This is a genomic window from Arthrobacter sp. TJ-265, assembly GCF_058269135.1.
The window spans coordinates 947925-972431 of sequence record NZ_JBZCND010000001.1 but is presented as its reverse complement, the minus strand read 5'-3'; the positions used below and the strand labels follow the sequence as shown (position 1 = coordinate 972431).

Here is a 24507-nt window from a genome sequence, read left to right as displayed (position 1 = left end):
GACGCTCGTCCTTTTCTGCTCCGGCCCCGGACCCCGGTAGGGGCAGCGGCCTGAACTCCTCGTGTCATCAACTCAACCAGCGCCCGTCGACGAGTGCCAGCCCGAGAGCTTGCGTCTCAGATTATGAGACGGCAATATCATCCTATGGACAATTCTAGCGGCGTCGGAGTCATCGACAAGGCCGCCCTCGTGCTCGACGCCCTCGAGGCCGGGCCCACCACCCTCGCCCAGCTGGTCGCCTCGACCGGCCTGGCGCGCCCCACCGTGCATCGGCTCGCCCTCGCCCTGGCCCATCACCGGCTGGTGGGCCGGGACATGCAGGGCCGCTTCGTCCTCGGCAGCAGGCTCGTGGAACTGGCCTCGGCCGCCGGCGAGGACCGCCTGATCGCCTCGGCGGGACCGGTGCTCCTCGGCCTGCGGGACGCCACGGGCGAGAGCGCCCAGCTGTTCAGGCGGCAGGGCGAGTGGCGCGTCTGCGTGGCGTCCGCCGAGCGCCCCGTGGGACTGCGGGACACGATCCCGGTCGGGACCCAGCTGTCCATGAAGGCCGGGTCGGCCGCGCAGTGCCTCCTGGCGTGGGAGGACCACGACCGCCTGCTCAAGGGGCTGCAGGACGCCCGGTTCACGCCGACCGTGCTGGCCGGCGTGCGGCGCCGCGGATGGGCGCAGAGCCTCGGTGAACGGGAGAACGGCGTCGCCTCCGTCTCCGCCCCGGTGCGCGGTCCGTCCGGCCGCGTGATCGCCGCCGTGTCGATCTCCGGACCGATGGAACGCCTCACCCGCCAGCCCGGCCGCATCCACGCCGAGGTGGTCTCGGACGCCGCGCGCCAGCTGACGCTCGCCGTGGCGAAGGCATCCGACTGACATGGGCGAGCACGCCCCCGGAACCGGGCGTCGGTATGCCATCTTCCTGCGGGGCGTGAACGTCGGCGGGGTCACCATCCGCATGGCCGACCTCCGCGAACTGCTCGCCGGCCTGCCGGTGGGCGACGTCGCCACGGTCCTCGCCAGCGGCAACGCCACCTGCTCCTCCGCGCTCGCGGCCGAGCAGCTCACCGGCCGTGTGGAGGAGGCACTGCGTGCACGCTTCGGCTATCCGGCGCGCGTGATCGTCGTCGAGCGGGCCGAGCTCGCCGGCATCGCGGCGTCGGTGCCCCAGCAGGGGAACGCCGACACGCACACGTACGTCACGCTGTTCACGGGGCCGGACGAACAGTCGGCGTTCGTCGACGAGGCCCGCGGTCTCGGCGAGGAACCGGTGGCCCTCACCGGCGGCACGGCGATCGCCTGGTTCCCGCCGAAAGGCAGGTCGACCGACGTCCCTCTCGCGAAGCTGCTCGCCAGGACGCGACACGCGGCGAACTCGACGACCCGCAACCTCAACACCGTGGACAAGGTGCTGCGCCTCCTGGCGTGACGGCACGGAGGGCCGTCGCCTTGGTAGGGTTCGACCACGCCGCGCCGATGCCGCCGACCCAGCCGAAGGACACACCATGCGACTCATCGACCAGGACTGCCACGAACTCGAGCAGCAGAAGGGTTCCCATGGCTTCGTGGTGGTCGGCGCCGGCCGGGCCGCCGTGATCGACCCCGGTCTGGCGTCGGGGTTCGACGGCGTCATCGCCGAGCTGCGGGCCGACGAGGCGACGACCGGCCCGATCACCGACATCGTCCTCACCCACTACGACGCCGACCATGCCCAGGCGGCGCGGCGACTCCGGGAAGCCCTCGGCGCGAGCGTCTGGATCGGTTCCGCCGATGCCGACGTGCTGCGCCGCCGGATCACGCCGAAGACCCGTCTTCGGAGGGTGCTGCGGCGGATCTTCCCTGTCCGCCTTCCGGACGACGTACGGGAGCTCACCGGCTCCGGCGAGATCTTCCCCGGGCTCGAGTACTTCCCGACCCCCGGTCACACCCCCGGCCACTACGCCTTCCAGTGGCGCGGGGTCCTCTTCACGGGGGATGCCGCCAGGGTGTCGGCGGACGGGGGCGTCCGGGACTTCTACGCGCCCCTCATCGACGACCGGCCCGTCGCTGCGCGCACCGTCCGGCTCCTGGCCGAGCGCATCCGTTCGGGCTCGGTGGACTGGGTCTGCTCCGGCCACAGCCCGATCGCCCGGACTGCCGCGCCTACTCCCTGAAGTCCGCGCTCCCGGACCGGCCGGACCCGCACATGGCTGATCCCGTCCTCCGGGACCTGCCCGGGGAACGGGATCAGCGGGTGCACTCAGACCGAGGCCAGGGCGCGATCCTTCAGCTTCACGAATTCCGGCTCCGTGATGGTGCCGGCTTCGAGCAGTTCCTTCGCCTTCGCGATCTCCTCGGCCGACGTCGGTACGGCGACGCTCCGCACGTAGTTGTCCATCGACTCCTGAGCGGCCTGCCTGCTGGCCAGTTCGCGATCGGCCATGCCACGCCCGCGCGCCAGGAGGTAGACCACGGCGGTGATCATCGGGATGAAGATGAGGCCCACCATCCAGACCGCCTTCAACCAGCCCGAGAGCTCACGATCGCGGAAGAGATCGATGATGATCTGAAACAACACGATCAGATAGGCGAAGAACACCATGATCGAGAAGGACAACCAAATGATGTTCCAAATGTTCTCCCAGAATTCCATCTGTCCACTCCTGTCAGAATTTTAAAAGCGCCGCGAGGACAGACGGACCGGCGCGGCTTGGATATCACAAGTGTGGTGATCCGACGATGGGCGGCAAAGGGCCGAAGGTCCCGACCGCGCAACCCTCCCGCTGATCGGCGCCGGCCCCATGTGGCACCGGGAGGGGCGGCGGTACTATGAAGCATGGGTGCGAAAAGCATCGGGCAAAGCAGCCCAGCGTTCTTCCGTGAACTCGACAAGGCCGGCCGTCGGCGCGCCGTCGCGAATTCGATCATACGGCTTACCATTTTCTTCACAATTCTTCTCGGCGCCTATGTCCTTTTCCCCGTCGGAGGGTTCAACGAGGAGAATCCCATCGCTGCCTGGATCCGTCTGATCGCCGTCGTCGTCGTCTTCCTCGCGGCCATGGCCCTCGAACTGCATACAATCATGGCGGCGCAGGTCCCCCAGATCCGCGCCGCCGAGGCCGTCGTCGAACTGATCCTGATCCTGCTGTGCCTCTTCGCGCTGCTCTACGTGTCCATGTCCGAGACCGACCCCGCGTCCTTCAGCGAACCCCTCGACCGGATCGATGCCCTGTACTTCACGACGTCGACCTTCGCCACCGTGGGATTCGGGGACATCACGCCGAAGAGTGAACTGGCCCGGTCCCTGCTGATCGTCCAGATGCTGGCAGACCTCGGCGCCCTGGTGCTGATCGGGAAGGTCGCCTTCCTGGCAGCCTCCCGGCGGCTGACCCGCTAGCCCAGGGCCCCGCGCTACCCTCAGCTGCGCTGCGAGGCCGCACGCACGGCGGCGCTGAAGGCGTTGCAGCGGTCCACCTCGTCCAGGACGGGCTGCAGGACGACGTCGGCCGCCACGCGGGAGCAGGCGGCCAGCAGCTTCCTGCGCACCCTTGACGCGCGCCTCCCGGCCCCCCAGCGCGCGAGGAGGGCAGCAACGACCGCGAGCAGGACGCCGGCCACCAGGCCGCCGAGGATCAGCAGGATGGGCAGGGGGAAGCCCTCCACCCGGGGCACCTCGAGGGCGGGCAGCTGCAGGAACGCGAGACCCGCCAGGAGACCGAGCCATGCGAGTCCCGCGACCAGGGCCGCGAAGGCGATCCACTGCAGGACACCGAAAACACCCCACCACCTGCTCCGACCGGTCTCCAGGTCGGTGCCGGTGACGGCCGCGTCGAGGGCGTCCGTGAGCTCCGGGGACGTGCTCAGGGCAGCATCCCGGACGGACGTACGCCACGGATCACGGAGGCCGCCGGCCGCCGCGTCCCCGAACACCCGCAGTGCCTGCCCCACCCGCGCCTGCTGCGCAGGGTCCCCGACGGGGAGCGAGGACCGGCGCAGCTCGGGGATGACGTCCTGCCGCCGCAGGTTCAACCGGCGCAGCGGATCGGGGCGGAGCCCCGCCAGCCAGCGGGTCACCGGCCAGCCCGTGGTGGCGTGCACGTCCCTTCGATAGGCGCTGCGGACGGCGTCCACCACCACCGGCACGCCTGCGGCCATGCCGAGCTCCGCGGACAGGGCCGCCCGCGCGGCGTCGGACGGCGCCGCGACGTGCTCCGCCACGAACGGGAGCAGATCACCTGCCGCGCGCTCGGCATCCGCCGCGACCCTGCGCATCGCCGCAGCGCGGCTCTCGGCGAGCTCCCTGATCCCTCTGGCGAGCTCACCGACCCCCTGGCCCGTCCGCGCGGACACCGGGACGACGTCGACCCCCGGCAGCCCCTCGCCGGCGAGGATGCCCGCGAGGGAGGACAGCACGGCCTCGAGATCCTCCGGGTCCAGGCGGTCCGCCTGGTTGAGTGCCACCAGGATCACCGCCTCATGGGTCGCCAGGTCCCGCAGGAAGCCGTGGTGAAGCGCCGCATCGGCGTACTTCTGGGGGTCGACCACCCAGAGCAGCACGTCGACCATCCCCGCCAGGCGCTCGACGGTCTCCCGGTGCGCAACCGCCGTGGAATCGAAATCGGGCAGGTCCAGGAGGATCAGCCCGGCGGTGTCCGGCAGCGCGGGCAGCAAGTGCTGCGCGGCCTCCTGACCGGCCGCCGGCGTCGATCCCCTGCGGCGCCGGCGGAAGAATCCGCGGCGCGATCCACGGGCCCCGGAGTCCGGACCGGGCGTTGCCGCCGCCCCGTCGTCGTGCCCGTCCTCGGGGCCGGTGCCGTCCGGCCGATCGGTTCCGCCGACCGTGGCATCGTGCGCGACCCGACCGTCAGGGCCCTCGGCCCCGGGGTGCGTCTCCCGTCCGCCGAGGTCGGTGCGCGCGTCGAGCGCGGCGTCGGTCCGCCCTCCGCCGGGTGCCACGACCTCGAGCACGCGCGGCTCCCGGGCCGATCCTCCCCCGACGAGCGGCGCGCCCTCGGGCAGGGCGACACGCTGCCGGACCTCCAGCCAGTCGAGCAGTTCGTCGCTCCCGCTACTGCCCCAGACGAGGGCGAGCGGCTCCGACGTCGTGGGCCGCCGGACCGCGACCCGGGCTGCGCCGGTGCCGCTCAGCGCGTTCACGAGCGAGGACTTGCCGCTGCCGGTCGGCCCGAAGATGCCCACCACCGTGTGGTCCGCCGACAGCGACCGCCGCCGGCCCGCGCGCTCCAGCGTCCGGCGGAGCCGTTCCAGTTCCTCCGGCGGGAGCCGTTCAGCACCGAGCTCGGAGGCCTCGTGCAGGTGCGCGAGCACCTCGGCCAGCGAGCCGGCGGTCTCCGTCGTGTCCTGCCCGGTACGGCTCACGCGTCGTCTCCCGCAGCGGAAGGCTCCGCCGGCAGCGCCGTGCGGAGCCGGCTGGCCAGGACGGTGAGCGCCTCGGCCGAGGTCTGGAGCGCCAAAGGTTGCAGGGACCGGCCGAAGGGCTCGCGCTCGCGGCGGAGCAGCGCCTCGACGCGCTGGTAGAGGTTCCTGCGGGCCGTGGCGGCCAGTCGCCGGACGGCGTCGTCGCCGAAGACCGCCTCCAGGAGCTTCTGGCCCGCGACCGCGGACGCCCCGGCGATGCCGATCTCCCCGCCCGTGAGGCCTCCCGTGGACGCGAAGACCACCACCATCAGGGCCACGGCGACGCCGTTGACACCGAAGGAGAGCATGCGGGCCGTGAAGCGCTTGTCCGCACCCTCGGCCTGGACGAGCAGCAGGATGTCCTGCTGCCACTCCCGGATCTCGCGGGCCACCTCGGCCGACACGGCGGCGGCGTCCCACGCCGGCACGTCCCCGAGCAGCACCCGGCCCGCGTGGTCCCCACGCCACCGCCTGCGCGTGGTCTCGTCCGCGCGGGCCGCCTGCTCGACGATCACCGTCTGCAACCCGCTGCCGATGGCTTCGGCGACGGTCGCCGCCGGGGCCGGCCGTCCCGTGAAGAACGCACTCATCCGGTCCCGCGCGCGTCCGATCCTCGTCTCGAGGCCGCGCATGAACTCACCGGTGCCGACGAAGTCCTGCCAGCGGGCGAGGACCTCCCCGCGCAGCAGCTTGCCGTCCTCCGTGGCCGCGAGGACGTCCGCCAGGGCGTCCGCGTAGGCGCCCTCCACGGCTGCGCGCAGGGCATCGGCGACGGACTGCTCCTGGCCTGCGGCTTCGGCGATGCCGTCGATGCGACCGGCGAGGGCACGCATCGCACCGCTCACCGTCCGTCGCGCGATGTCCCGCCGCCCGTCGGCGTCGGCTGCCAGGGCCTGCAGCCATCGCGTGATCGGCTCGACGGCGTCTGCCGGCAGCATGCGCGACGGACCGAGCATCATCTCCGGGACCACGAAGATGGGCGCGTGCCCGAGGTTCTCGGCCGACAGCAGCGTCAGGAGATCGCTCCTGATCTCCTCCTCCACTCCGGCCGGCACACGGTCCAGCACGACGGCGACGAGGACGTCCCGGCGGCCTGCCTCCGCGAGCAGCCTCCAGGGGACGGCGTCCGCGTAGCGGTTGGCCGTGGTCACGAAGATCCAGAGGTCCGCCGCCGCGAGCAGCTGGCCGGCGAGCCGGCGGTTCTCGTCCGCGATGGAGTCGACGTCAGGGGCATCGAGGAGTGCAAGGCCGGGCGGGAGCGTCGACGTCGGGCGCAGGAGCAGGGTGTCAGGCCCTGAGGCCTGATGGAGCGCTGCGGGCGCGCCCGCCGTCGGCGGGTCGCCGGCACCGTCGTCGTCGGTCGCGAGGCGGACCCGGCTGAGGGTGGGCAGGATCCGCGCGTCGTCGAACCACGCGCCGTCATCCGGGTGGTGGAGCAGGAGCGGCTGGCGGGTGGTGGGCCGCACGGCGCCCGTGACCGAGACGGGACGCCCCACGAGGGCGTTGACGAGGGTGGATTTCCCGGCGCCCGTGGACCCGCCCACGACGGCGACGAGCGGGGCATCCAGGCTGGCCAGTCGCGGAAGGATGTAGTCGGTGAGCTGAGCGCGTGCGGCTGCCGCCGATTCCCGCGCAACGTCCGAGCCGGGAAGCTCCAGCGGGAACGCGAGACTGTCCAGTGCGGCACGCACTTCGCGCAGCAGCGGGGCGAGCCCGCGGGCTTCGCCGACCATGGAAGGTGCACTCATGAAACCATCATGCCAGTCCCCCGCCTCCGCGCCCCGAAGTCCTCGTCCTCTCCGCAAACGGAAAAGTCCCGGACATCCTGGTGATGTCCGGGACTTCCCGGCGTCCTGACGGACTGTGCCCTTGCGGGCGAATGTGACCCCAGCGGGATTCGAACCCGCGTTACCGCCGTGAGAGGGCAGCGTACTAGGCCGCTATACGATGGGGCCAGTACTTTCCATCTTACTATGTGTTGCCGTGTGCTTTTGCCATTCCGCCCGGGGGCGGAAGTGCGCTGGGGTACCAGGACTCGAACCTAGAATGTTGGTACCAGAAACCAGTGTGTTGCCAATTACACCATACCCCAATGGCACTTTTCGGAGTCCCGATCGTGCTGGGCTCCGGTCGCGTAACCGCTCCGCGCCGAGAAATAACTTTACCGGACAGAAGGCAGGAACTGCAAAACGGGCTCCAGACCCCTGATGCGAGGCACCTCCGGGGCGTGCCCGGCATCGGCCGCCGAGCCGCCGTCGGTGCCCGCTGCCCGGCCGGCTCCCGCGCGGTCCAGCCATACGCCGACCAGCCCGGCCGACCGCGCTCCGACGGCGTCGAGCAGCCGATTGTCGCCCACGTAGAGCGTCCGCGCGGGCGCGGTCCCGAGCAGCCGTGCACCCTCGTGGTAGATGGCCGGGTCGGGCTTGGCCACGCCGACGGTGTCGATGCCGACCAGCGTCGCGATGCGCTGCAGGCCGGCGTGGTCCAGCTTGGCCCGCTGGTAGGCGTGCACGTTGTTGCTGACCGCGCCGTACGGGATGCCACGGGCGTCCAGTTCGTCCAGGAGGGGCCCGACGTCGTCGTACGCCCGGAAGTGCAGCGGCAGGGTTTGCTCGTAGGCGCGCACCCAGGCCTCGGCCATGTGCCCCACGAACGGCTCCGGAGTGAACGCGGCACGCGCGTGCCGGACCCGGTGCACCCTCTGCTCCTCGAAGGTGACATCCCCCGCCAGGAACCGGTCGTAGTGCCGCTGGGGGTCCGTCGTGTACAGGGCCTTGTAGCGTGCCCAGTCGTCGTCGCTCAGGTGGTTCAGGGACGGGTCCGGGATGGCCTGCAGCGTGTGCCCCATGGCCCCTTCGAGGTCCACGAGCGTGTCGTCGATGTCGAACAGCACGCCGTCGACGACGCCGTGGCCCTCCGCGTCGGGCACGCCCTGCCCGGCCGCTGCCGGCCCTGCCGGGCCCCGACCGGTCGCCATCACGCAGCCGTCGCGCGCAGCGCCCGGACGCGGGCGATCGAGGACTCGCGCCCGAGGATCACCATCGACTCGAACAAGGGCGGGGAGATCTTGCGCCCGGAGATCGCGGTCCGGACCGGGCCGAAGGCGAGCCGCGGCTTGAGGCCGAGCGTGTCGACCAGGGCGGCCCGCAGCGCGGCCTGCAGCGATTCGGCGTCCCACGTCGGGCAGCCCTCGAGGGCGGCCAGGGTGGCGTCGAGCACCTCGCCGAGATTCTCGGGCAGTCCCTTGCGGGCGTCGTCGGCGATGTCCACGGCGTCGTCGGCCTTGAACAGGAACCCCAGCATCTCGGGGGCCTCGCCGAGCAGGGTGATGCGTTCCTGGACGAGCGGGGCGGCCTCGGCGACGATGCGCAGCTCCTCCTCGGTGGGATCGGCACCGAGGAGGCCTGCCGCCGCGAGATAGGGCAGCAGGCGGGAACGGAACTCGCCCGGATCCAGCAGCCGCACGTGGGTGCCGTTGATCGCCTCGGCCTTCTTCAGGTCGAACCGCGCCGGGTTGGCCAGCACGTCGCGCACGTCGAACTTCTCGACGAGCTGCTCCACCGAGAAGATGTCCTGGTCCGCCGACATGCTCCAGCCCAGCAGGGACAGGTAGTTGAGGAGGCCTTCGCGGATGAAGCCGCGCTCACGGTGCAGGAACAGGTTGGATTCGGGATCGCGCTTGGACAGCTTCTTGTTGCCCTGGCCCATGACGTAGGGCAGGTGGCCGAACAGCGGCATGTGCCGGGCCACTCCGATGTCGATCAGCGCCCGGTAGAGCGCCACCTGGCGGGGCGTGGAGGACAGCAGGTCCTCGCCGCGCAGGACGTGCGTGATGCCCATCAGGGCGTCGTCGACCGGATTGACGAGCGTGTAGAGGGGCGCACCGTTGGCCCGGACGACGGCGAAGTCCGGGACACCGCCGGCGCGGAACGTGATCTCCCCGCGCACGAGGTCGGTGAAGGTGATGTCCTCGTCGGGCATCCGCAGGCGCAGGACCGCGGGACGTCCGGCCGACCGGAACGCCTCCTTCTGCTCCTCGGTCAGCGTGCGGTCGTGGTTGTCGTAGCCGAGCTTCACGTCCCGCCCGGCGGCACGGTGGCGCTCCTCCACCTCCTCGGGCGTCGAGAAGGACTCGTAGAGGTGGCCCGCCCCGACGAGGCGGTCGATGACGTCCCGGTAAAGCTCACCGCGCTGCGACTGGCGGTAGGGCGCGTGCGGTCCGCCCACCTCGACGCCCTCGTCCCAGTCGATGCCCAGCCAGGTCATGGCCTCGAGCAGCTGCTGGTAGCTCTCCTCGCTGTCACGGGCGGCGTCGGTGTCCTCGATGCGGAAGATCAGCTTGCCCCCGGTGTGGCGGGCGTACGCCCAGTTGAAGAGCGCAGTCCTGATGAGGCCCACGTGGGGGGTTCCCGTCGGCGACGGGCAGAATCGGACCCGGACGGGCGTGGCATCGGAGACGGTGGGGAACTCTGCAGCAGTAGTCATGGTGGTCCCATTCTAGGTGGGACCACCAGCGGCGGCCGCGCGCCGTCGGACCCGGACTGCGGGCCCGACGGCGGAGACGCTTCAGCGGCGCGCCGGGTTGGACAGGCGTCCGATGCCCTCGATGTCGACGTCGTACCGCTGTCCGTCGGTGATCATCCCGACCCCGGCCGGCGTGCCCGTGAGGATGATGTCTCCCGGCAGCAGGGTGAAGGCCTGCGAGACGTAGGCCACGAGTTCGCGCACACCCCAGATCATGTCGCTCGTGGACCCGTCCTGGCGGAGTTCGCCGTCCAGGCTCCCCCGGACCGTGAGGTTCTCCGGGTCGAGGTCCGTCTCGATCCAGGGGCCGATGGGGCAGGACGTGTCGAAGCCCTTGGCGCGCGCCCACTGGTCGTCGGTCTCTTGGACATCGCGTGCGGTCAGGTCGTTCGCGCAGGTATAGCCGAAGACGACGTCGTCGACCCGCTCGAGCGGGACGTCCTTGCAGATCCGGCCGATCACGACGGCGAGTTCGGCCTCGTACGAGATCTGGTCCGCGAAGGACGGCAGCATGATCGGGTCCCCGGGGCCGATCACCGAGGTGTTGGGCTTGAGGAACATGAGCGGCGCGGCCGGCGTCTCGCTTCCCATCTCCCGGATGTGGTCCGCGTAGTTCCGTCCCACGCCGACCACCTTGCTGCGGGGGATGACGGGCGCCAGGAGGCGGACGTCCTCGAGGGCGTGGCGTACTCCGGTCAGCTGGATGCCGGCGTAGAAGGGGTCACCCTGGATGACGGCGACTTCCTCGCTGCCCTCGCTCCCTTCCACGACGCCGAACATTGGGTCATCATCTACGACAAAGCGTGCAATTCGCATGCCGCCAAGCCTAGCGCGGGCCTTCGAGTCCCGATGTCGGGGTATGCGGTTTCGTCGCGCGGGGCAAAAGGAGATACCGCGGGCACTCCCTTCCCAGAGAGAGGGTGCCCGCGGTATCAGTTCCGGCATACAGATGGTTCCGCGGACCTAACGGAACGCCACCATCTGCCGATTGGTGACTAGCCGGGCCAGTTGTTGACGCGGTCCAGTGAAGAGACGGGAGCGACGACGCCGGTCTTCGCGGGAGCAGCGTTGGCCGCTGCTGCACTTCCGGTCACGAGGAGTGTTGCGAGAAGGAAAGCGGAGGTGATGCGCTTCATGATGTGGATCCTTTGGCAGGTGGTCGAGTGATGACAGGGTCCAGCTCTCATACCACGAGCGGCCCAAGAATCATGGTAAGCCACACCAGTCACTTTGGTAACACATTTCCAGAATTTCTTTCTACAATTTTCGAATCTCTCGTCGCATTGCGTTGCAGCACCAATAATGGGGAGCAGTAGCTGGACCGATCCGGAAAGCCGAAGGTGAGTATGACCTATCAGGAAGCAGCGGGACAGCGTCTGCTGATCGAACTCCGGGCACGCGATGCGTGGAGCCAGCGTGACTACGTCACCGCCCAGCATCTCGCACAGGAGATGGCAGCCTCCGCCCTCGACGACAGCGACGATCTGGGCTGGTGGAACGCGACCTTCTTCGTGTCCGAGACTTTGCGGAAGCAGGGTCTGATGCAGGAGTCGAGAGAAGTGGCCGAGACACTGGCCGGCCACACGCTGACCACCCAGTCCAAAGCCCTGAGTGCGCGGGTCTCCACCATCCTCTCCCTCGCCCTCCAGGGCTGCGGAGACCTCACCGCCGCTGTCATCGCCGCTCGACAGGCCGTCGATGACGCTTCGGGCGAGGTCGACGACGTCAACGTCCTGGTCGGCGCGAGGAATGCGCTCATCGCAGCACTGGCGGACAGTGACCAGCTCGACTCCGCCTGGGAGGAATGCCGGGCTCTCGACGAGATCCTGCGCTCCGAACCCCTCAGCCAGACCACCGGGGTCGGCTACTGGGCCATCGGCAATGTGGCATTTCTCCTCAAACACATCCCGGAGGGCGTGGAGTATCACGGGCGTGCGGCCAAGGCTCTCTCCCCTACCAACGACCTCGATCTGTGGGCCCGCTTCAATCGCGCGTCGGCGTCGCTCCGCCTTACCGCCGGCGTTATCGAGCCCGAGACCCTCGAGTGCATCGAACGAGCAGAGCTCGCGAGCTCGATCGTTGGCGGGTCGGAGCGGGACCGTCTCGAACTGAGCCTCACCCGGGCACAGTGGCTCGTGTTGACCGGTCAGGTCGAGGCGGCCGTGACACTACTCACGTCCATCGTCCAGAAGAAGCACCTCCTGGCCACGCACATGGCAGCGCAAGCCCATTTCCTGCTCGGTCAGGCTCTTTCGGAACGCGGTGGTGACTCCGGCGCCATCGGCAACTTCGAAGCGAGTGAGGACCTCTTCCTGCAGTCGGGCGCGGAGGACCGGGCTTCCTCCGCCCGGGCCCTGATCGATTCCATCCGGGGCTGAACCGGCCAGCAGCTCGCCGGCCTGCCGTCAAGCGGAATTTACTCCCGGTACATGGGCATGCTTCCCGTCCGGTTGGCGTACGCTGGTCAGCAGACCCCGGCCGGGTCGGGCGTTTTCCCCCATTACTCCCACCCCGGTCGGGGTTCCTTCGTCCCGGGACCATGGCACGGCTGTCAGGGTCGTGACAGCCACGACCCGCGCACCCCCGCCCGGGTACCCACAACGCGCCGCGCCGTCGGCCACCTCGCCGGATGTGCCGCTCGGCGGAATGTACTCTGGACCCGATGAGCGCTGACCAGAAGGATCCCCGCCTCGCGATGCTCGTCGAGAGCATCGTCCGGCTGTCGCGCGGTGAACTGAGCAGCCGCATCGAACCCTCCAGTGCGCGGGACGAGGTCGACGCCGTGATCACCGGCGTGAACCTCCTGGCCGAGGAACTGGAGCAGGTCTACGAGCAGTTCGAGAAGCGAGTCGAGAGCCGCACGGCGATGCTGCGCCAGGCGCACCTCGACATGATGAAGATGGCGATGTCCGACGCCCTGACCGGCCTCGCGAACCGCGTCGCCCTCATGGACGGCATCGAGGAGGCACTCGCCCAGGCCGCCGCCACCGACGCCGAGCCGCCGGCACTCCTGCTCCTCGACCTCGACAGCTTCAAGAACGTCAACGACCGCTTCGGGCACGACGCGGGCGACCGCGTCCTCCGGGAAGTCGCCAACCGCCTCCTCGGGGTGGTCCGCGAGAGCGACCTCGTGGCACGACTCGGCGGCGACGAGTTCGCCATCCTGCTCCCGGGCGCCACCATGGAGATCGCCATGCAGGTCGCCCGCCGGGCACTCGACGCACTCGGGGAGCAGATCCGCCTCGACTCCCTGTACGTCCACTCCCGCGCGAGCATCGGGGTGCGGATCGGCGCCGCCGGCCAGACGGCGGACGAACTCCTCCTGGACGCGGACACCGCCATGTACGCCGCCAAGCGGGAGGGCCGCAGCATCATCAAGGTCTTCGAACCCGTGATGCTGTACTCCCGGCAACTCCGCAGCCAGATGGCCACGGAACTCCGGGACGCCATCAGCTCCGACCAGCTCGTCCTGCACTACCAGCCCGTCGTCGAACTCGCCACCAACCGGATCCTCGGCGTCGAGGTGCTCGTGCGGTGGCAGCATCCCCTCCGCGGGCTGATCCCCCCGGACACGTTCATCCCGCTCGCCGAGGAGATCGGCGTCATCCACGACCTGGACCGCTGGGTGATGTCCGCATCCCTGCAGCAGCTCGCGGCCTGGCGGAAGGACCTCCCGCTCGACGACGACTTCCAGCTGCGGGTCAACCTCTCCGCCGTCGAACTCAAGCAGCTCGACCTCGTCGACCACATCAGGGGACTGCTCCGGAAGCTCGAGGTCCCGGCCCACAGCCTCGTGGTGGAGATCACGGAGACGGCGATCGTGACGCGCGGAGAGGTGGAGATGTACTCCCTGCTGAGTCTGCAGCAGCTCGGCGTCGGGATCGAGATCGACGACTTCGGGACGGGCTACTCCTCCATCAGCTACCTCCGGGAACTGCCGGTCAGCATGGTCAAGGTGGACCGGTCGCTCCTCGTCGAGCTCAACACGAGGACCGGTCAGCTCGACTTCGTCGCAGCCATCCTGCAGCTCATCCGGGCAGCGGGTCTCGAAGCCGTCTTCGAAGGCATCGAGACCCGCGAGCAGGCCGACCAGCTCAGGGCACTGGGATGCGCCAGCGGGCAGGGCTACTACTTCAGCCGCCCGATGCCCGCGGACGAGGCGTCGACCCTGCTCGCCACCACGCGGCACCTGCGGGTGGGCGAGGGTGTCGACGACGCGGAGACGGCGTCGTCGGTCTGACTTCCCCGCGGTCCGACGGGATCCATGCACCCGTGAACGACCACGGCGTCCCTCCCGCACCCCTGACGGGGCGGGACGGACGCCGTCGTGTTCTCCCGAGGTTCAGACCAGGCGGGTGAGCCAGCCGTGCGTGTCCTCGACGACGCCGGTCTGGATGCCGAGCAGCTCGCTGCGGATGGACATGGTCACCTCGCCGGCGGGGGCGCCCTCGGCGCCGATGAACTCGTCGCCGTCACGCAGCCGGCCGATGGGCGTGATGACCGCGGCCGTGCCGCAGGCGAACACCTCGGTGATCTCGCCGCTCGCGACGCCGTCGCGCCACTCGTCCAGCGTGATCTTGCGCTCGCTGACCTCCAGTCCCCGGTCCCGGCCGAGCTGGATGATGGAGGACCGTGTGACGCCTTCGAGGATGGTGCCGGAGAGGGCCGGGGTGACGATCGACCCGTCACGGAACACGAAGAACACGTTCATGCCGCCGAGCTCCTCGACGGCGTTGTCGTTGAACTGGTCGAGGAAGAGCACCTGCTTGCAGCCGTGGGCCTCCGCCTCGAGCTGGGCCGCGAGCGAGGAGGCGTAGTTGCCGCCGGCCTTCGCCGCCCCGGTGCCTCCGCGTCCTGCCCGCGCATAGTTGCGGGACACCCAGATGTCCACCGGCCTCACCTCGCCGCCGAAGTAGTTCCCGGCGGGCGAGGCGATCACGCGGTAGGACACCTCGCGGGCGGGACGGACACCGAGGAACGCCTCCGTGGCGATCATGAACGGCCGGAGGTACAGGCTCTCGCCGTCGCCGGAGGGGATCCACTCCTGGTCGACCGCGACGAGCCGGCGCAGGGACTCGAGGAAGAGTTCCTCGGGCAGCTGGGGCAGCGCGAGGCGGATCGCCGAGCGGTTCAGGCGCGCCGCATTGGCGTCCGCGCGGAAGGTCCACACCGAGCCGTCCGCGTGGCGGTAAGCCTTCATGCCCTCGAAGATCTCCTGGCCATAGTGCAGGACGGCGGCCGCGGGGTCCAGGGCGATCGGCCCGTAGGGCTCCACGCGCGCATCGTGCCAGCCGCCGACGCCCGACTCGTCGACGCTGAAGTCGACGATCGCCGTGTGGTCGGTGAAGAAGTTGCCGAAGCCGGGGTTCGCCAGCACCGCCTCCCGCTCCTCGGCCGACGCCCGCTGCGTCGAGAGGTGCTGGGCGAAATGGGTATCCGTGGCTGTCATGGTTCCTCCGCGCTGGTACGGACTGTACGCGCGGCTCGGCCGCCGTCGTCCGTCGGTGGTCAGTGCTCCGGCACTGGGTTAATGATGTGTAACCACCTTAGGACACGGCCGCGGCAATAGCATCGCCGATCGCCGAGGTGCTCCGCGCACCCGAACGGGCAGCGATGTCCTCCTCGACCGCGCGTTCGATCCGTGCCGCGCGGTCCGGGAGGCCGAGATGGTGCAGGAGAAGTGCCGCGGAGAGGATCGCGGCGGTCGGGTCGGCCACCTGCCGGCCCGCGATGTCCGGCGCCGAGCCGTGCACGGGTTCGAACATGGACGGAGCCGTGCGGTCCATGTTCAGGTTCGCCGACGCCGCGAGGCCGATGCCGCCCGTCACGGCTGCCGCGAGGTCCGTCACGATGTCCCCGAAGAGGTTGTCGGTGACGATCACGTCGAAGCGCGACGGATCGGTCACGAGGAAGATCATCGCGGCGTCCACGTGCAGGTAGTCGTGGGTCACGTCCGGGAAGTCGGCGGCGACAGCCTCCACGGTGCGCTTCCACAGGTGCCCTGCGTACACGAGGACGTTGTGCTTGTGCACCAGGGTGAGCTTCTTCCTCCGTGCGGCGGCCCGCCGGAACGCATCCCGCACCACCCGCTCGACGCCGTGCGCGGTGTTGAGGGACACCTCCGTGGCCACCTCGTGCGGCGTGCCACCGCGCAGCGTCCCGCCGTTGCCGGTGTAGGGGCCCTCGGTCCCCTCCCGGACGACGACGAAATCGATCACCCCGGGATCCGCCAGGGGACTGGGCACGCCAGGGAACAGCCGTGAGGGGCGCAGGTTCACGAAGTGGTCCAGCGAGAAGCGGAGCTTCAGCAGGAGCTCGCGCTCGATCAGCCCCGACGGGATGCGGGTGTCGCCGGGGGCGGCGCCCACCGCTCCGAAGAGGATGGCATCATGCACCCTGAGCCGGTCGAGGGTGGCATCCGGCAGCGTCTCCCCCGTGGCCAGCCAGTGCTCGGCGCCGAGCGGGTACTCGGTGAGGAAGAGCTCGGCGGCGTCACCCACCGCCGCGAGCAGCACCTTGACAGCCTCGGCGGTCACTTCGGGCCCGATCCCGTCTCCCGGGATGACGGCGAGGTCGAGACGGCGGGATGCATCAGTCATGGTCCCAGCGTAGGAAAGCGTTCCGGGTGGCAACAATCCGTCCGCAGGGTGAGACGGCTCCACCCTGGGTCTGATGTGCGCGGCCGAGCGCCCCGCCTAGAGTGGGACTCCATGGACATCCACCTGCGGCTGGCGCGCTGGGTCCGCACGCATCCGCGAACCGTCGATGCCTGCCTGGTACTGGCGATCCTCCTCCTGTTCGTCCTGCCCTTCGCGGCGGACGGCATCGAGGGGTACACGCTGATCGTCGTCGTATCGGCGGCGCTGACCGTCCCGCTGGTATGGCGCCGCTCGCGCATCGTCCTCTCGGCCGGGCTCGTCGCCGGCGTCTCCGTGATGCAGCTGGTCACCGGGATCGAGCCGGTGGCGGCCCAGTTCGTCATCCTCATCACGCTCTTCACCCTCGCCGCCCACGGTCCCCGGTGGGCGAGCCTCGGGGGGCTGGGACTGGCCGTCGCCGGCACATCGATCGGCCTGGTGCGGTACGGCACCCTGATCGGACTCGGCCCCGGCCAACCGGTCCTCACCACCGTGCCGCTGTTCCTGATCCTGCTGTTCCTCGTGGAATCGCTCGTGCTGCTCGCCTGGACGCTGGGCGATCTGTCGCGCTCACGCCGCCTGACCTACCAGGCCCTCGAGGACAGGACGCGCCGGCTCGAGGTCGAGCGGCAGCAGGAACGGGACCTCGCCGCGGCGGACGAACGAAGCCATATCGCCCGCGAGATGCACGACATCGTGGCCCATTCCCTGTCCGTGATCATCACGCAGGCCGACGGTGCCCGGTACGCCAGTGCGCACTCCCCGGAGGTCGCCGTCCGGACCCTCGGGACCATCGCCGATACCGGGCGGGGCTCCCTCCGCGAGATGCGGCGGCTGCTCGGGGTGCTGCGCGGCGACGAGAGTGCATCCACCCGCCCCCTGCCGACGCTCGACGACGTCGACTCCCTCGTCCGGTCGGTGCGCCGGTCCGGGATCCGCGTCGCGTGCCGCCGCACGGGGACACCGCGCGGCGACCTGCCACCCGGAGCGGAACTGACCGCCTACCGCGTGGTCCAGGAAGCGCTCACCAACGTGCTCCGCCATGCAGGGGCGGCCACCACCGCCGACGTGGTGCTCGACCACGGTCCCCGGGGGCTCAGCATCACGGTCGACGACGACGGCCGGGGCGCCGCGGCGGATCCCGCCACCGCGGGTGCGGGCCAGGGGATCCTGGGGATGACGGAGCGCGTGCGGCTCTACGACGGTTCCGTAGCGGCTGCGCCCCGGACCGGCGGCGGCTACCGGGTGGAGGCCTTCATCCCCTACACCCGGACCTGAGACACTCCGGGCCGGAGACCGGCACCATCCCAGCACGGCGATCAGAGGAGACGACACAGAGCATGGACAGCATCACCGAGACCCCCGCCGGCGACCGCCTCGCGGCAGGGACGGCCGACGCCGCCGCACCGATCCGCGTCGCGATCGTCGACGACCAGCACCTCGTCCGCAGCGGCTTCGCCATGCTCATCAACTCCCAGCCCGACCTGCGGGTGGTGAGCGAGGCAGCGAACGGCGAGGCCGCGGTGAGGGCGCTCGCGAGCACGCGCGCCGACGTCGTCATGATGGACGTCCGGATGCCGGGCATGGACGGCATCGAGGCCACCCGGCGGATCCTCGCCGACCGCACCCCGTCGGCGGGTGCCGCGGCCGGCCCCCGCATCGTGGTGCTGACGACCTTCGACCTCGACGAGTACGCCCTGGCGGCGATCCACGCCGGGGCCAGCGGGTTCCTGCTGAAGGATGCACCGCCGGAGGAACTGCTCGAGGCGATCCGGACGGTGCACCGCGGGGACGCCGTGATAGCACCCTCGACGACGCGCCGGCTGCTCGACCACGTGGCACCGCTGCTGCGGCAGCCCTCCCCCGAGCAGCACGCCCACGCGGAGGCCGTGGCGCGGCTCACCGTCCGCGAGCGCGAGGTGTTCGGGCTCATCGCCCAGGGCCTGTCGAATCCGGAGATCGCCGCGAAGCTCTACCTCTCGGAGGCGACGGTGAAGACGCATGTGGGACACATCCTGGCCAAGCTCGAGGCGCGGGACCGGGTGCAGGCCGTCGTCATGGCGTACGAGACAGGCATCGTCCGGCCGTGACCGGCACGTCCGCACCCCGCCTTGGCCCGGGTGCGGACCGGGGGTGGAGACCGTGCGCGTCCGGCTCATCCCACGGGAGGAGACTCCGCCCCTCGATCCACGACCTGGCGGCGATCCGCCCGACGGCCGGCGTCCCTAGCGTGGAAGCATGACCTTATCGACGAATCTCCCCGGGGCGATCCCGGGCTCCTCGACGCCGCCCTCCGGCGCCGTCGCCGCGCGCGCCGTGTCCAAGAGCTACGGCCGGGGCGAGACCGCTGTCCACGCCCTCCGCGACGTCACCCTCGACTTCGAGCCGGAACACTTCACCGCCATCATGGGACCGTCCGGGTCCGGCAAGTCCACCCTCATGCACTGCCTGGCCGGACTGGACAGCATCGACACCGGCCGGCTCTGGATCGGGGGCACCGAGATCACCGGGCTCCCCGACGCCGCCCTGACGCGGCTCCGGCGCGAGCGCGTCGGCTTCGTCTTCCAGGCCTTCAACCTCGTTCCGACCCTCACCGCCGAGCAGAACATCACCCTGCCCGTCGCGCTGGCCGGCGGCACGGTGGACACGGCCTGGCTGCAGCAGATCTCGTCGTCACTGGGCCTCGGTGACCGCCTCACCCACCGTCCGCACGAGCTCTCCGGTGGCCAGCAGCAGCGGGTCGCCGTCGCCCGCGCCCTGCTGACCCGGCCAGATGTCATCTTCGGTGACGAACCCACCGGCAACCTCGACTCGGCCACGGGCGCCGAGGTGCTGTCCCTGCTCCGGCGGAGCTGCACCGAGATGGGCCAGAGCATCATCATGGTCACGCACGACCCCGTCGCGGCGTCCTACGCCGACCGCGTGGTCCTCATGAAGGACGGCGCACTGGTGGGCGAACTCGAGCAGTCCACCCCCGACGCCATTCTCGGCGCGCTCGCGGCGCTGGGGGGCTGACGTGCTGCAGGTAGCCCTCGCCCAGGTCCGGGTCCATGCCCGGCGCTTCCTCGCCGTCGGCCTCGCCGTGATGCTCGGCGTCGCGTTCCTCTCCGCGACCCTCATGGTGGGCGCGACGACGAAAGCCAGCCTCCAGGAGAGCATCGGTGCCTCCTACGCCGGCGCCGACCTCGTGGTGACCGCGCAGGACGGCGGCTCCGTTCCCACCGGGGTGGCAGCCGACCTCGCCGCCCTCCCCGGCGTGGACGCCGTCCACGGCCTCGAACGCGCCTACGGTCAGCTCAGCACGGGCTCCGACGACTCGCTCGCCGTCCTGACCACGACGGCCCCCTCGCGGCTCGAGACCGCGATCATGACCGCGGGGTCCTACCCGTCGGAACCCGGCCACGTGGCCCTGGACGAGGACTCGGCGGCCCGCCTCGACGTCGTCCCCGGCGACACCGTGGCGCTCGACGCCGGCGCTCCCGCCACCTCGCCGGGCAACGCACTGACCGTCACCGGTCTCACGGTGCCGAGTACGGACCCCGCCCTCGCCGGCGCGGTGCAGGTCCTCGCCTCCCCGACCGTGGTGCGGGAACTGAACGACGGCGAGACCCTGTACCGCAACGTGCAGCTCGCCCTGACGCCCGGGGCCGATCCGGCCGGGGTACGCGCCGCTGCCTCCTCGGCCGTCGCCGCCGCACCCGCGGACGAACGTGGCCCGCTGGTGGTCCGGACGGCGGCGGAGCAGACCGTCGCGGAGGTCGCCGAGTTCTCGAACGGCAGCGACGTGCTCACCGGGGTCCTGCTCGCCTTCGCGGCCGTAGCCGTCCTCGTCGCCGGGCTCGTCATCTCGAACACCTTCTCGGTCCTGGTGGCCCAGCGCACCCGCGAACTCGCCCTCCTGCGCTGCATCGGCGCCGAGCGGCGTCAGGTCCGCGCCTCGGTCCTCGCCGAGGCCGCGATCGTGGGCGCCGTGTCCTCGGTGCTCGGCGTGCTGCTGGCCGCGGGGGTCATGGGCGCGCTCGTGGCCCTGGCCCGGCAGACCGAGTACGGCTCCTTCGCGGTCCTCGCCGTGCCGGTGTCCGCCGTCGTCACCGGTATCACCGTGGGCGTGCTGATGACCCTCCTGGCCGCGCTCGTCCCGGCGCGGGCCGCCACACGCGTGGCCCCCCTCGCCGCACTCCGGCCGGTGGAACCGCCGGTCCTCGGGAGCGGCAGCGGCCGGGTCCGCCTGGTCGCGGGCCTCGTGGCCGTCCTCGTGGGCGGGGGCCTGCTGCTGCTGGGCGCGGTGTCCGTCGCCCTCGTCCCGGCCGTCGCGGGCGGCGCCGCCTCCTTCCTCGGCGTCATGCTCCTCGCACCCTTCTTCGTGCCCCGCTGTGTCGCCGCCGTCGGCAGGATCGCCCGACCGCTGGGCGTGCCCGGCACCCTCGCGTCGCTGAACGCGGTGCGCAACCCCGCCCGCACGACGGCGTCCTCGGCGGCCCTGATGATCGGCGTCACCCTCGTCACCATGATGATGGCTGGCGCCCAGAGCTCCCGGACGGCCCTGGAACGGGAACTGGCCGAGAACTACGCCGTCGACCTCGCGGTCTCGGTCCCCGGCACCGCAGCGGCGACCGATGCACCAGGAGGCGAGCCACCCCGCGTCGACGGACCGACGCTGCTGGAGGTGGACGGCGTGCGGACCGCCGTCGAGCTCACGCCCGTGATGCTCACGAGCACGCAGGACGGCGAGCAGGTGGTCTACGCCGTGGACCCCGCGGAGCTCGCCGGCGTCCTGCGCGCGGAGGGCGCCGCCCTGACCGACGGGGTGGTCCTCGCCCCCCAGACGTGGACGCACACCGACGTGACGCTCGAGGGGGGCGACGGCCCCACGACGCTCCCCGTCGCGTCCGTCGACGCCGACTACTTCCAGCCCCTGATCACCACCGACACGGCGGAACGCCTCGGCGGCACCCCGGACGGAGCCCTCTCCGCCTACCTGGACATGACCGGGGACCCCGCGGCGGACCGGGTGCCGGGGGCGACCCTCGAGGACCATCTGGGGACGACGTACTGGCTGAAACTCGACGACGCCGCCGATGCGGAGTCGGTGACGGACATCCAGGCGCGGATCGTGGATGCCACGGGCGTGTCCGAGTACCAGGTCACGGGGGCGGCGCTGGAACGGGTGGCGTACAACCAGGTCATCGACGTCCTGCTCCTGATCGTGACGGCACTGCTGGCCGTCGCGGTGCTCATCGCGCTGATCGGCGTCGCCAACACGCTCTCCCTGTCCGTGCTGGAGAGACGCCGGGAGAATTCGCTGCTGCGGGCGCTCGGCCTCACCCGGGGCCAGCTGCGTGGGATGCTCGCCGTCGAGGCCGTGCTCATGGCCGGTGTCGCGGCGCTGCTCGGGGCCGGTCTGGGCATCCTCTACGGCTGGCTCGGCGCGCAGTCCGCCCTGGGCGGGCTGGCCCCCGTCAGCCTCGCCGTTCCGGTCGGGCAGATCGCGGCGGTCCTCGCGGTGGCGGTCGGGGCGGGCCTGCTGGCCTCCGTGCTCCCGGCGCGCCGGGCGGCCCGCCTGTCACCGGTCGCCGGGCTGGCAACCGACTGACGCCCGTCGCGCCGTCCTCTCCGACTGCTCCCGTGCCACCTATATTGGGAGCAACGCAGTCGTGATCGGAGAGGACACCGTGGGGCAGGACGAAGCAGCAGGGAACGGCGGCGGGGCGCTCGCCGTCGTCGCCTCCGCGTCCGCCGAGGACGGCGCGGCCGTGCACCGGGTGCTCGCCGAGGGCGGGTGTCGGGTGAGGACCGTCGTCCCCGGGGCGTCCGTGCTCGACGAGATCCTCGAGGCCGCCCCGGACCTCCTGCTGGTCGACCTGCCCACGGCCCTCGCCCATGCGGACGCGCTGCCGGACGTCCTCACCCGGCACCCGGCGCTCGCGAGCCTGCCCGTGATCCTCCTCCTCCCCGAGGGCTGGACCGGGGAGATACCGGGAGCCGTCGGCAGATATGCCTCCGACGTCGTCTTCCCTCCCGTGCACCCCGCCGAGCTGCTGCACCGCGCCCACGCGGCGATCGCACGACGACGTCGGCGCCGGGCGCAGCGGGCGTCCGCCGCCCGGCTGCGGGAGGCCATGCGGGCCATCTCCGCCCGCATCCGCGCCACGAACGACCCGGCGGCCATGATCGATCACTTCCTTCCCGGCGTGGGACGCGCGCTCGGCGCACACCACGTGGCACTGCAGGTCTTCGACGACGAGCGCGTCGCCGCCCACGGCAGCAGCTGGACCGACCCCGCGGAGGGCACGCGGACGCCTCTGGCCGCACCCCGGCGCGAGCACGAGCAGGACGCACTCCCCCTTGCGCTGGCCCTCTGGGAGGACAGCGCGACCGGCACCTTCAGCACCGGTCCCGGGGCCGTGCCCGACGCCGGAGAGGTCCCGGTCCCAGGGTGGCTGCGGGAGGGCGACGCCGGGCGACGCACCGTGCACGGCGTCGTGGCGGCACTGGGCGAGGGAGACACACCGTTCGGCCTCCTGTGGATCATGCGCGAGGAGCAGCCGCAGGCCTTCTCCGGGGTGGAAGGTGCCCTGACCCAGCACGTGCTCGGGAATCTCGCGCACGGACTGATCCAGGCCCAGCTCATCTCGCGTCAGCAGCAGGCGGTCCGGAAGCTGCAGGCGCTCAACCAGGCCAAGAGCGACTTCGTCGGGACCGTGAACCACGAACTCCGCACCCCGCTCGCCTCGATCGCCGGGTACCTCGAGATGATCCTCGACGGCGTCGGCGGGGAACTGCCGCCGGAAGCGAGCACCATGCTGCAGGCCGTCGAGCGCAACACCGCCAAGCTCAGCGACCTGATCGAGAACATCTCCGCGCTCTCCTCCCGGGAATCCGAGGCGCCCGAGCACGGACCCGTGGACCTCGTGCACCTCCTCTCGGAGCTCGCCGCGCGTGCCGTCCTGCAGGCCTCCGCCGGCCGCGTCGTGCTCGAGTGCACGCTGCCGGATCATCCGGTGACGGTGTCCGGGGACCGCGGACAGCTCTCGGCGGCCCTGGCGATCGTGCTGTCCAACGCCGTCAAGTTCACGCGGGAGGGAGGCACCGTCTCGATCGGGCTGGCCCACGAACCGGACCACGGACGCGTGGTCGTCGTCGTGCGGGACACCGGTATCGGGATCCCTGCGGACGACGTGCCGCGCCTCTTCGACTCGTTCCACCGGGCTGCCAACGCGGACCGGGCGCTGCCCGGGGCCGGCGTCGGGCTCTCCGTCGCCAAGAAGACGTTCGAGGCGCACCGCGGGAGCATCACGGTCGAGTCCACCCTGGATGTCGGGACCGCCGTCGCCATCACGCTACCGCTGCTGGAACACGCTGCCGTAGGGTGAGGTGCTGATCATCCGATGGAAGGAACACCCATGACGAGCGCCACGAACGGCACCCCGGGAAGCCGGCTGGACCCCGAAACGCTCCTGCCCTACCTGGACCTCCACCTCGCCGGCGCCACGAACGGCGTCCGGCTGTTCAACGCGGCCCGGATCTCCTGGGCGAACACACCGCACGAGGCGGAGTTCACCCGGTTGCGCAAGGAGATCAGCGAGGAGCGCACCTTTCTGAAGAAACTCATCAAGGGCCTGGGACACCGTCCCAGCCGCCTCAAGATGGGCCTCGCGCACGTCGCGTCCGTGGTCGCCGAGTTCGATCCCCTGAACCCCCTGCGCCGCAAGGCGACCGCCGGGGCGCAGCTGGAACTCGAGGCCCTCCAGTCCCTGCTCAGGGGCAAGGAGGCGCTGTGGTCCACACTCCTCGCCCTGCCGCCGGACGCGACCGCCGGCCCCAGGCACCAGGGCTTCGACCGCACAGAACTCGAGCGCCTGCTGGTCGCGTCGAAGCAGCAGCAGGACACCGTGGGCCGCGTCATGACGGAGACCGCCCCGGCCCGCTTCCTGCTCCAGTAGACCCCTCGGGGCCGGCG

Annotated in this window: 21 protein-coding genes and 2 tRNA genes; 12 read left to right on the top strand and 11 right to left on the bottom strand. The window is 70.9% G+C overall.

What is annotated here, in order from left to right; genetic code table 11:
• The first annotated feature begins 144 nt into the window (after nt 1–144).
• The 3 genes from AC4D2E_RS04650 (at nt 145) to AC4D2E_RS04640 (ending at nt 2141) form a co-directional block, all read left to right on the top strand.
• A complete protein-coding gene (locus AC4D2E_RS04650) occupies nt 145–864 on the top strand; it encodes an IclR family transcriptional regulator (protein WP_104119862.1) in 720 nt (239 codons plus the stop codon).
• A gap of 1 nt (nt 865) precedes the next feature.
• Nucleotides 866–1417, top strand: a complete 552-nt coding sequence (locus AC4D2E_RS04645; protein ID WP_490951798.1) for a DUF1697 domain-containing protein — start codon at nt 866–868, stop codon at nt 1415–1417.
• 76 nt (nt 1418–1493) lie between these two features.
• Entirely contained in the window at nt 1494–2141 is a 648-nt protein-coding gene (locus AC4D2E_RS04640) for an MBL fold metallo-hydrolase (RefSeq protein ID WP_490909541.1), read from the top strand.
• 86 nt (nt 2142–2227) lie between these two features.
• Here AC4D2E_RS04640 and AC4D2E_RS04635 read toward each other — a convergent pair whose 3' ends face one another.
• Nucleotides 2228–2620: an SHOCT domain-containing protein gene (locus tag AC4D2E_RS04635; protein WP_104165495.1), complete on the bottom strand. Its 393-nt coding sequence runs from the start codon at nt 2618–2620 to the stop codon at nt 2228–2230.
• A gap of 183 nt (nt 2621–2803) precedes the next feature.
• On the opposite strand from AC4D2E_RS04635, the gene AC4D2E_RS04630 reads away from it, so the two are divergent.
• The gene (locus AC4D2E_RS04630) at nt 2804–3364 is read left to right on the top strand and encodes a potassium channel family protein (RefSeq protein WP_490909542.1); all 561 of its coding nucleotides are present in this window, start codon (nt 2804–2806) and stop codon (nt 3362–3364) included.
• 20 nt (nt 3365–3384) lie between these two features.
• Here AC4D2E_RS04630 and AC4D2E_RS04625 read toward each other — a convergent pair whose 3' ends face one another.
• The 8 genes from AC4D2E_RS04625 to AC4D2E_RS04590 all read right to left on the bottom strand — a co-directional run bounded on the left by AC4D2E_RS04625 (nt 3385) and on the right by AC4D2E_RS04590 (nt 11045).
• A complete protein-coding gene (locus tag AC4D2E_RS04625) occupies nt 3385–5346 on the bottom strand; it encodes a GTPase (protein WP_490951797.1) in 1962 nt (653 codons plus the stop codon).
• Complete coding sequence (locus AC4D2E_RS04620; RefSeq protein WP_490951796.1) at nt 5343–7133, bottom strand: dynamin family protein; 1791 nt, start codon at nt 7131–7133, stop codon at nt 5343–5345. Before AC4D2E_RS04620 ends, AC4D2E_RS04625 begins: the two co-directional genes overlap by 4 nt.
• A 134-nt stretch (nt 7134–7267) precedes the next feature.
• Nucleotides 7268–7340, bottom strand: a tRNA-Glu gene (locus tag AC4D2E_RS04615).
• 65 nt (nt 7341–7405) lie between these two features.
• Nucleotides 7406–7477, bottom strand: a tRNA-Gln gene (locus tag AC4D2E_RS04610).
• Between the two features lie 69 nt (nt 7478–7546).
• Nucleotides 7547–8362, bottom strand: coding sequence for an HAD family hydrolase (locus AC4D2E_RS04605; protein ID WP_490951795.1), 816 nt, complete (start codon nt 8360–8362; stop codon nt 7547–7549).
• Nucleotides 8362–9870, bottom strand: coding sequence for a glutamate--tRNA ligase (gene gltX / locus AC4D2E_RS04600; RefSeq protein WP_490951794.1), 1509 nt, complete (start codon nt 9868–9870; stop codon nt 8362–8364). Before gltX ends, AC4D2E_RS04605 begins: the two co-directional genes overlap by 1 nt.
• Before the next feature lie 81 nt (nt 9871–9951).
• Entirely contained in the window at nt 9952–10725 is a 774-nt protein-coding gene (locus AC4D2E_RS04595; RefSeq protein WP_490951793.1) for a fumarylacetoacetate hydrolase family protein, read from the bottom strand.
• A 179-nt stretch (nt 10726–10904) separates the two neighbouring features.
• Nucleotides 10905–11045: a hypothetical protein gene (locus tag AC4D2E_RS04590; RefSeq protein ID WP_156135178.1), complete on the bottom strand. Its 141-nt coding sequence runs from the start codon at nt 11043–11045 to the stop codon at nt 10905–10907.
• Nucleotides 11046–11255: 210 nt separating this feature from the next.
• Here AC4D2E_RS04590 and AC4D2E_RS04585 point away from each other — a divergent pair, with 210 nt between their 5' ends.
• Both AC4D2E_RS04585 and AC4D2E_RS04580 read left to right on the top strand, forming a co-directional pair.
• Nucleotides 11256–12287, top strand: a complete 1032-nt coding sequence (locus AC4D2E_RS04585; RefSeq protein ID WP_490909548.1) for a hypothetical protein — start codon at nt 11256–11258, stop codon at nt 12285–12287.
• Nucleotides 12288–12571: 284 nt separating this feature from the next.
• Entirely contained in the window at nt 12572–14149 is a 1578-nt protein-coding gene (locus tag AC4D2E_RS04580) for a putative bifunctional diguanylate cyclase/phosphodiesterase (RefSeq protein ID WP_104165506.1), read from the top strand.
• 102 nt (nt 14150–14251) lie between these two features.
• Here AC4D2E_RS04580 and AC4D2E_RS04575 read toward each other — a convergent pair whose 3' ends face one another.
• Nucleotides 14252–15358: a branched-chain amino acid aminotransferase gene (locus tag AC4D2E_RS04575; protein WP_490909549.1), complete on the bottom strand. Its 1107-nt coding sequence runs from the start codon at nt 15356–15358 to the stop codon at nt 14252–14254.
• A gap of 97 nt (nt 15359–15455) precedes the next feature.
• Nucleotides 15456–16508: a 3-isopropylmalate dehydrogenase gene (locus AC4D2E_RS04570; protein WP_490951792.1), complete on the bottom strand. Its 1053-nt coding sequence runs from the start codon at nt 16506–16508 to the stop codon at nt 15456–15458.
• Between the two features lie 111 nt (nt 16509–16619).
• Between AC4D2E_RS04570 and AC4D2E_RS04565 the strand changes: the two genes are divergently transcribed.
• From AC4D2E_RS04565 to AC4D2E_RS04540, 6 genes are all read left to right on the top strand, one after another.
• Nucleotides 16620–17825 carry a sensor histidine kinase gene (locus AC4D2E_RS04565; protein ID WP_490951791.1) on the top strand — a complete coding sequence of 402 codons (1206 nt, stop codon included), beginning with the start codon at nt 16620–16622 and terminating at the stop codon, nt 17823–17825.
• Nucleotides 17826–17887: 62 nt separating this feature from the next.
• Nucleotides 17888–18637 carry a response regulator gene (locus AC4D2E_RS04560; RefSeq protein ID WP_490951790.1) on the top strand — a complete coding sequence of 250 codons (750 nt, stop codon included), beginning with the start codon at nt 17888–17890 and terminating at the stop codon, nt 18635–18637.
• 148 nt (nt 18638–18785) lie between these two features.
• Nucleotides 18786–19562 (top strand): ABC transporter ATP-binding protein, encoded by a 777-nt coding sequence (locus AC4D2E_RS04555; protein WP_490951789.1) that lies wholly within the window; start codon nt 18786–18788, stop codon nt 19560–19562.
• A gap of 1 nt (nt 19563) precedes the next feature.
• Nucleotides 19564–22140, top strand: a complete 2577-nt coding sequence (locus AC4D2E_RS04550) for an ABC transporter permease (protein ID WP_490951788.1) — start codon at nt 19564–19566, stop codon at nt 22138–22140.
• A gap of 61 nt (nt 22141–22201) precedes the next feature.
• The gene (locus AC4D2E_RS04545; RefSeq protein ID WP_490951787.1) at nt 22202–23920 is read left to right on the top strand and encodes a sensor histidine kinase; all 1719 of its coding nucleotides are present in this window, start codon (nt 22202–22204) and stop codon (nt 23918–23920) included.
• 30 nt (nt 23921–23950) lie between these two features.
• Entirely contained in the window at nt 23951–24490 is a 540-nt protein-coding gene (locus tag AC4D2E_RS04540) for a hypothetical protein (protein ID WP_490951786.1), read from the top strand.
• Nucleotides 24491–24507: the final 17 nt, after the last annotated feature.

What these genes read in the sequence shown, in the direction of transcription:
- AC4D2E_RS04650 (WP_104119862.1), top strand. Translation starts at nt 145, where the DNA reads ATGGACAATTCTAGCGGCGTCGGAGTCATCGACAAGGCCGCCCTCGTG.
- AC4D2E_RS04645 (WP_490951798.1), top strand. Translation starts at nt 866, where the DNA reads ATGGGCGAGCACGCCCCCGGAACCGGGCGTCGGTATGCCATCTTCCTG.
- AC4D2E_RS04640 (WP_490909541.1), top strand. Translation starts at nt 1,494, where the DNA reads ATGCGACTCATCGACCAGGACTGCCACGAACTCGAGCAGCAGAAGGGT.
- AC4D2E_RS04635 (WP_104165495.1), bottom strand. Translation starts at nt 2,620, where the DNA reads ATGGAATTCTGGGAGAACATTTGGAACATCATTTGGTTGTCCTTCTCG.
- AC4D2E_RS04630 (WP_490909542.1), top strand. Translation starts at nt 2,804, where the DNA reads ATGGGTGCGAAAAGCATCGGGCAAAGCAGCCCAGCGTTCTTCCGTGAA.
- AC4D2E_RS04620 (WP_490951796.1), bottom strand. Translation starts at nt 7,133, where the DNA reads ATGAGTGCACCTTCCATGGTCGGCGAAGCCCGCGGGCTCGCCCCGCTG.
- AC4D2E_RS04605 (WP_490951795.1), bottom strand. Translation starts at nt 8,362, where the DNA reads ATGGCGACCGGTCGGGGCCCGGCAGGGCCGGCAGCGGCCGGGCAGGGC.
- gltX (WP_490951794.1), bottom strand. Translation starts at nt 9,870, where the DNA reads ATGACTACTGCTGCAGAGTTCCCCACCGTCTCCGATGCCACGCCCGTC.
- AC4D2E_RS04595 (WP_490951793.1), bottom strand. Translation starts at nt 10,725, where the DNA reads ATGCGAATTGCACGCTTTGTCGTAGATGATGACCCAATGTTCGGCGTC.
- AC4D2E_RS04590 (WP_156135178.1), bottom strand. Translation starts at nt 11,045, where the DNA reads ATGAAGCGCATCACCTCCGCTTTCCTTCTCGCAACACTCCTCGTGACC.
- AC4D2E_RS04585 (WP_490909548.1), top strand. Translation starts at nt 11,256, where the DNA reads ATGACCTATCAGGAAGCAGCGGGACAGCGTCTGCTGATCGAACTCCGG.
- AC4D2E_RS04580 (WP_104165506.1), top strand. Translation starts at nt 12,572, where the DNA reads ATGAGCGCTGACCAGAAGGATCCCCGCCTCGCGATGCTCGTCGAGAGC.
- AC4D2E_RS04575 (WP_490909549.1), bottom strand. Translation starts at nt 15,358, where the DNA reads ATGACAGCCACGGATACCCATTTCGCCCAGCACCTCTCGACGCAGCGG.
- AC4D2E_RS04570 (WP_490951792.1), bottom strand. Translation starts at nt 16,508, where the DNA reads ATGACTGATGCATCCCGCCGTCTCGACCTCGCCGTCATCCCGGGAGAC.
- AC4D2E_RS04565 (WP_490951791.1), top strand. Translation starts at nt 16,620, where the DNA reads ATGGACATCCACCTGCGGCTGGCGCGCTGGGTCCGCACGCATCCGCGA.
- AC4D2E_RS04560 (WP_490951790.1), top strand. Translation starts at nt 17,888, where the DNA reads ATGGACAGCATCACCGAGACCCCCGCCGGCGACCGCCTCGCGGCAGGG.
- AC4D2E_RS04555 (WP_490951789.1), top strand. Translation starts at nt 18,786, where the DNA reads ATGACCTTATCGACGAATCTCCCCGGGGCGATCCCGGGCTCCTCGACG.
- AC4D2E_RS04540 (WP_490951786.1), top strand. Translation starts at nt 23,951, where the DNA reads ATGACGAGCGCCACGAACGGCACCCCGGGAAGCCGGCTGGACCCCGAA.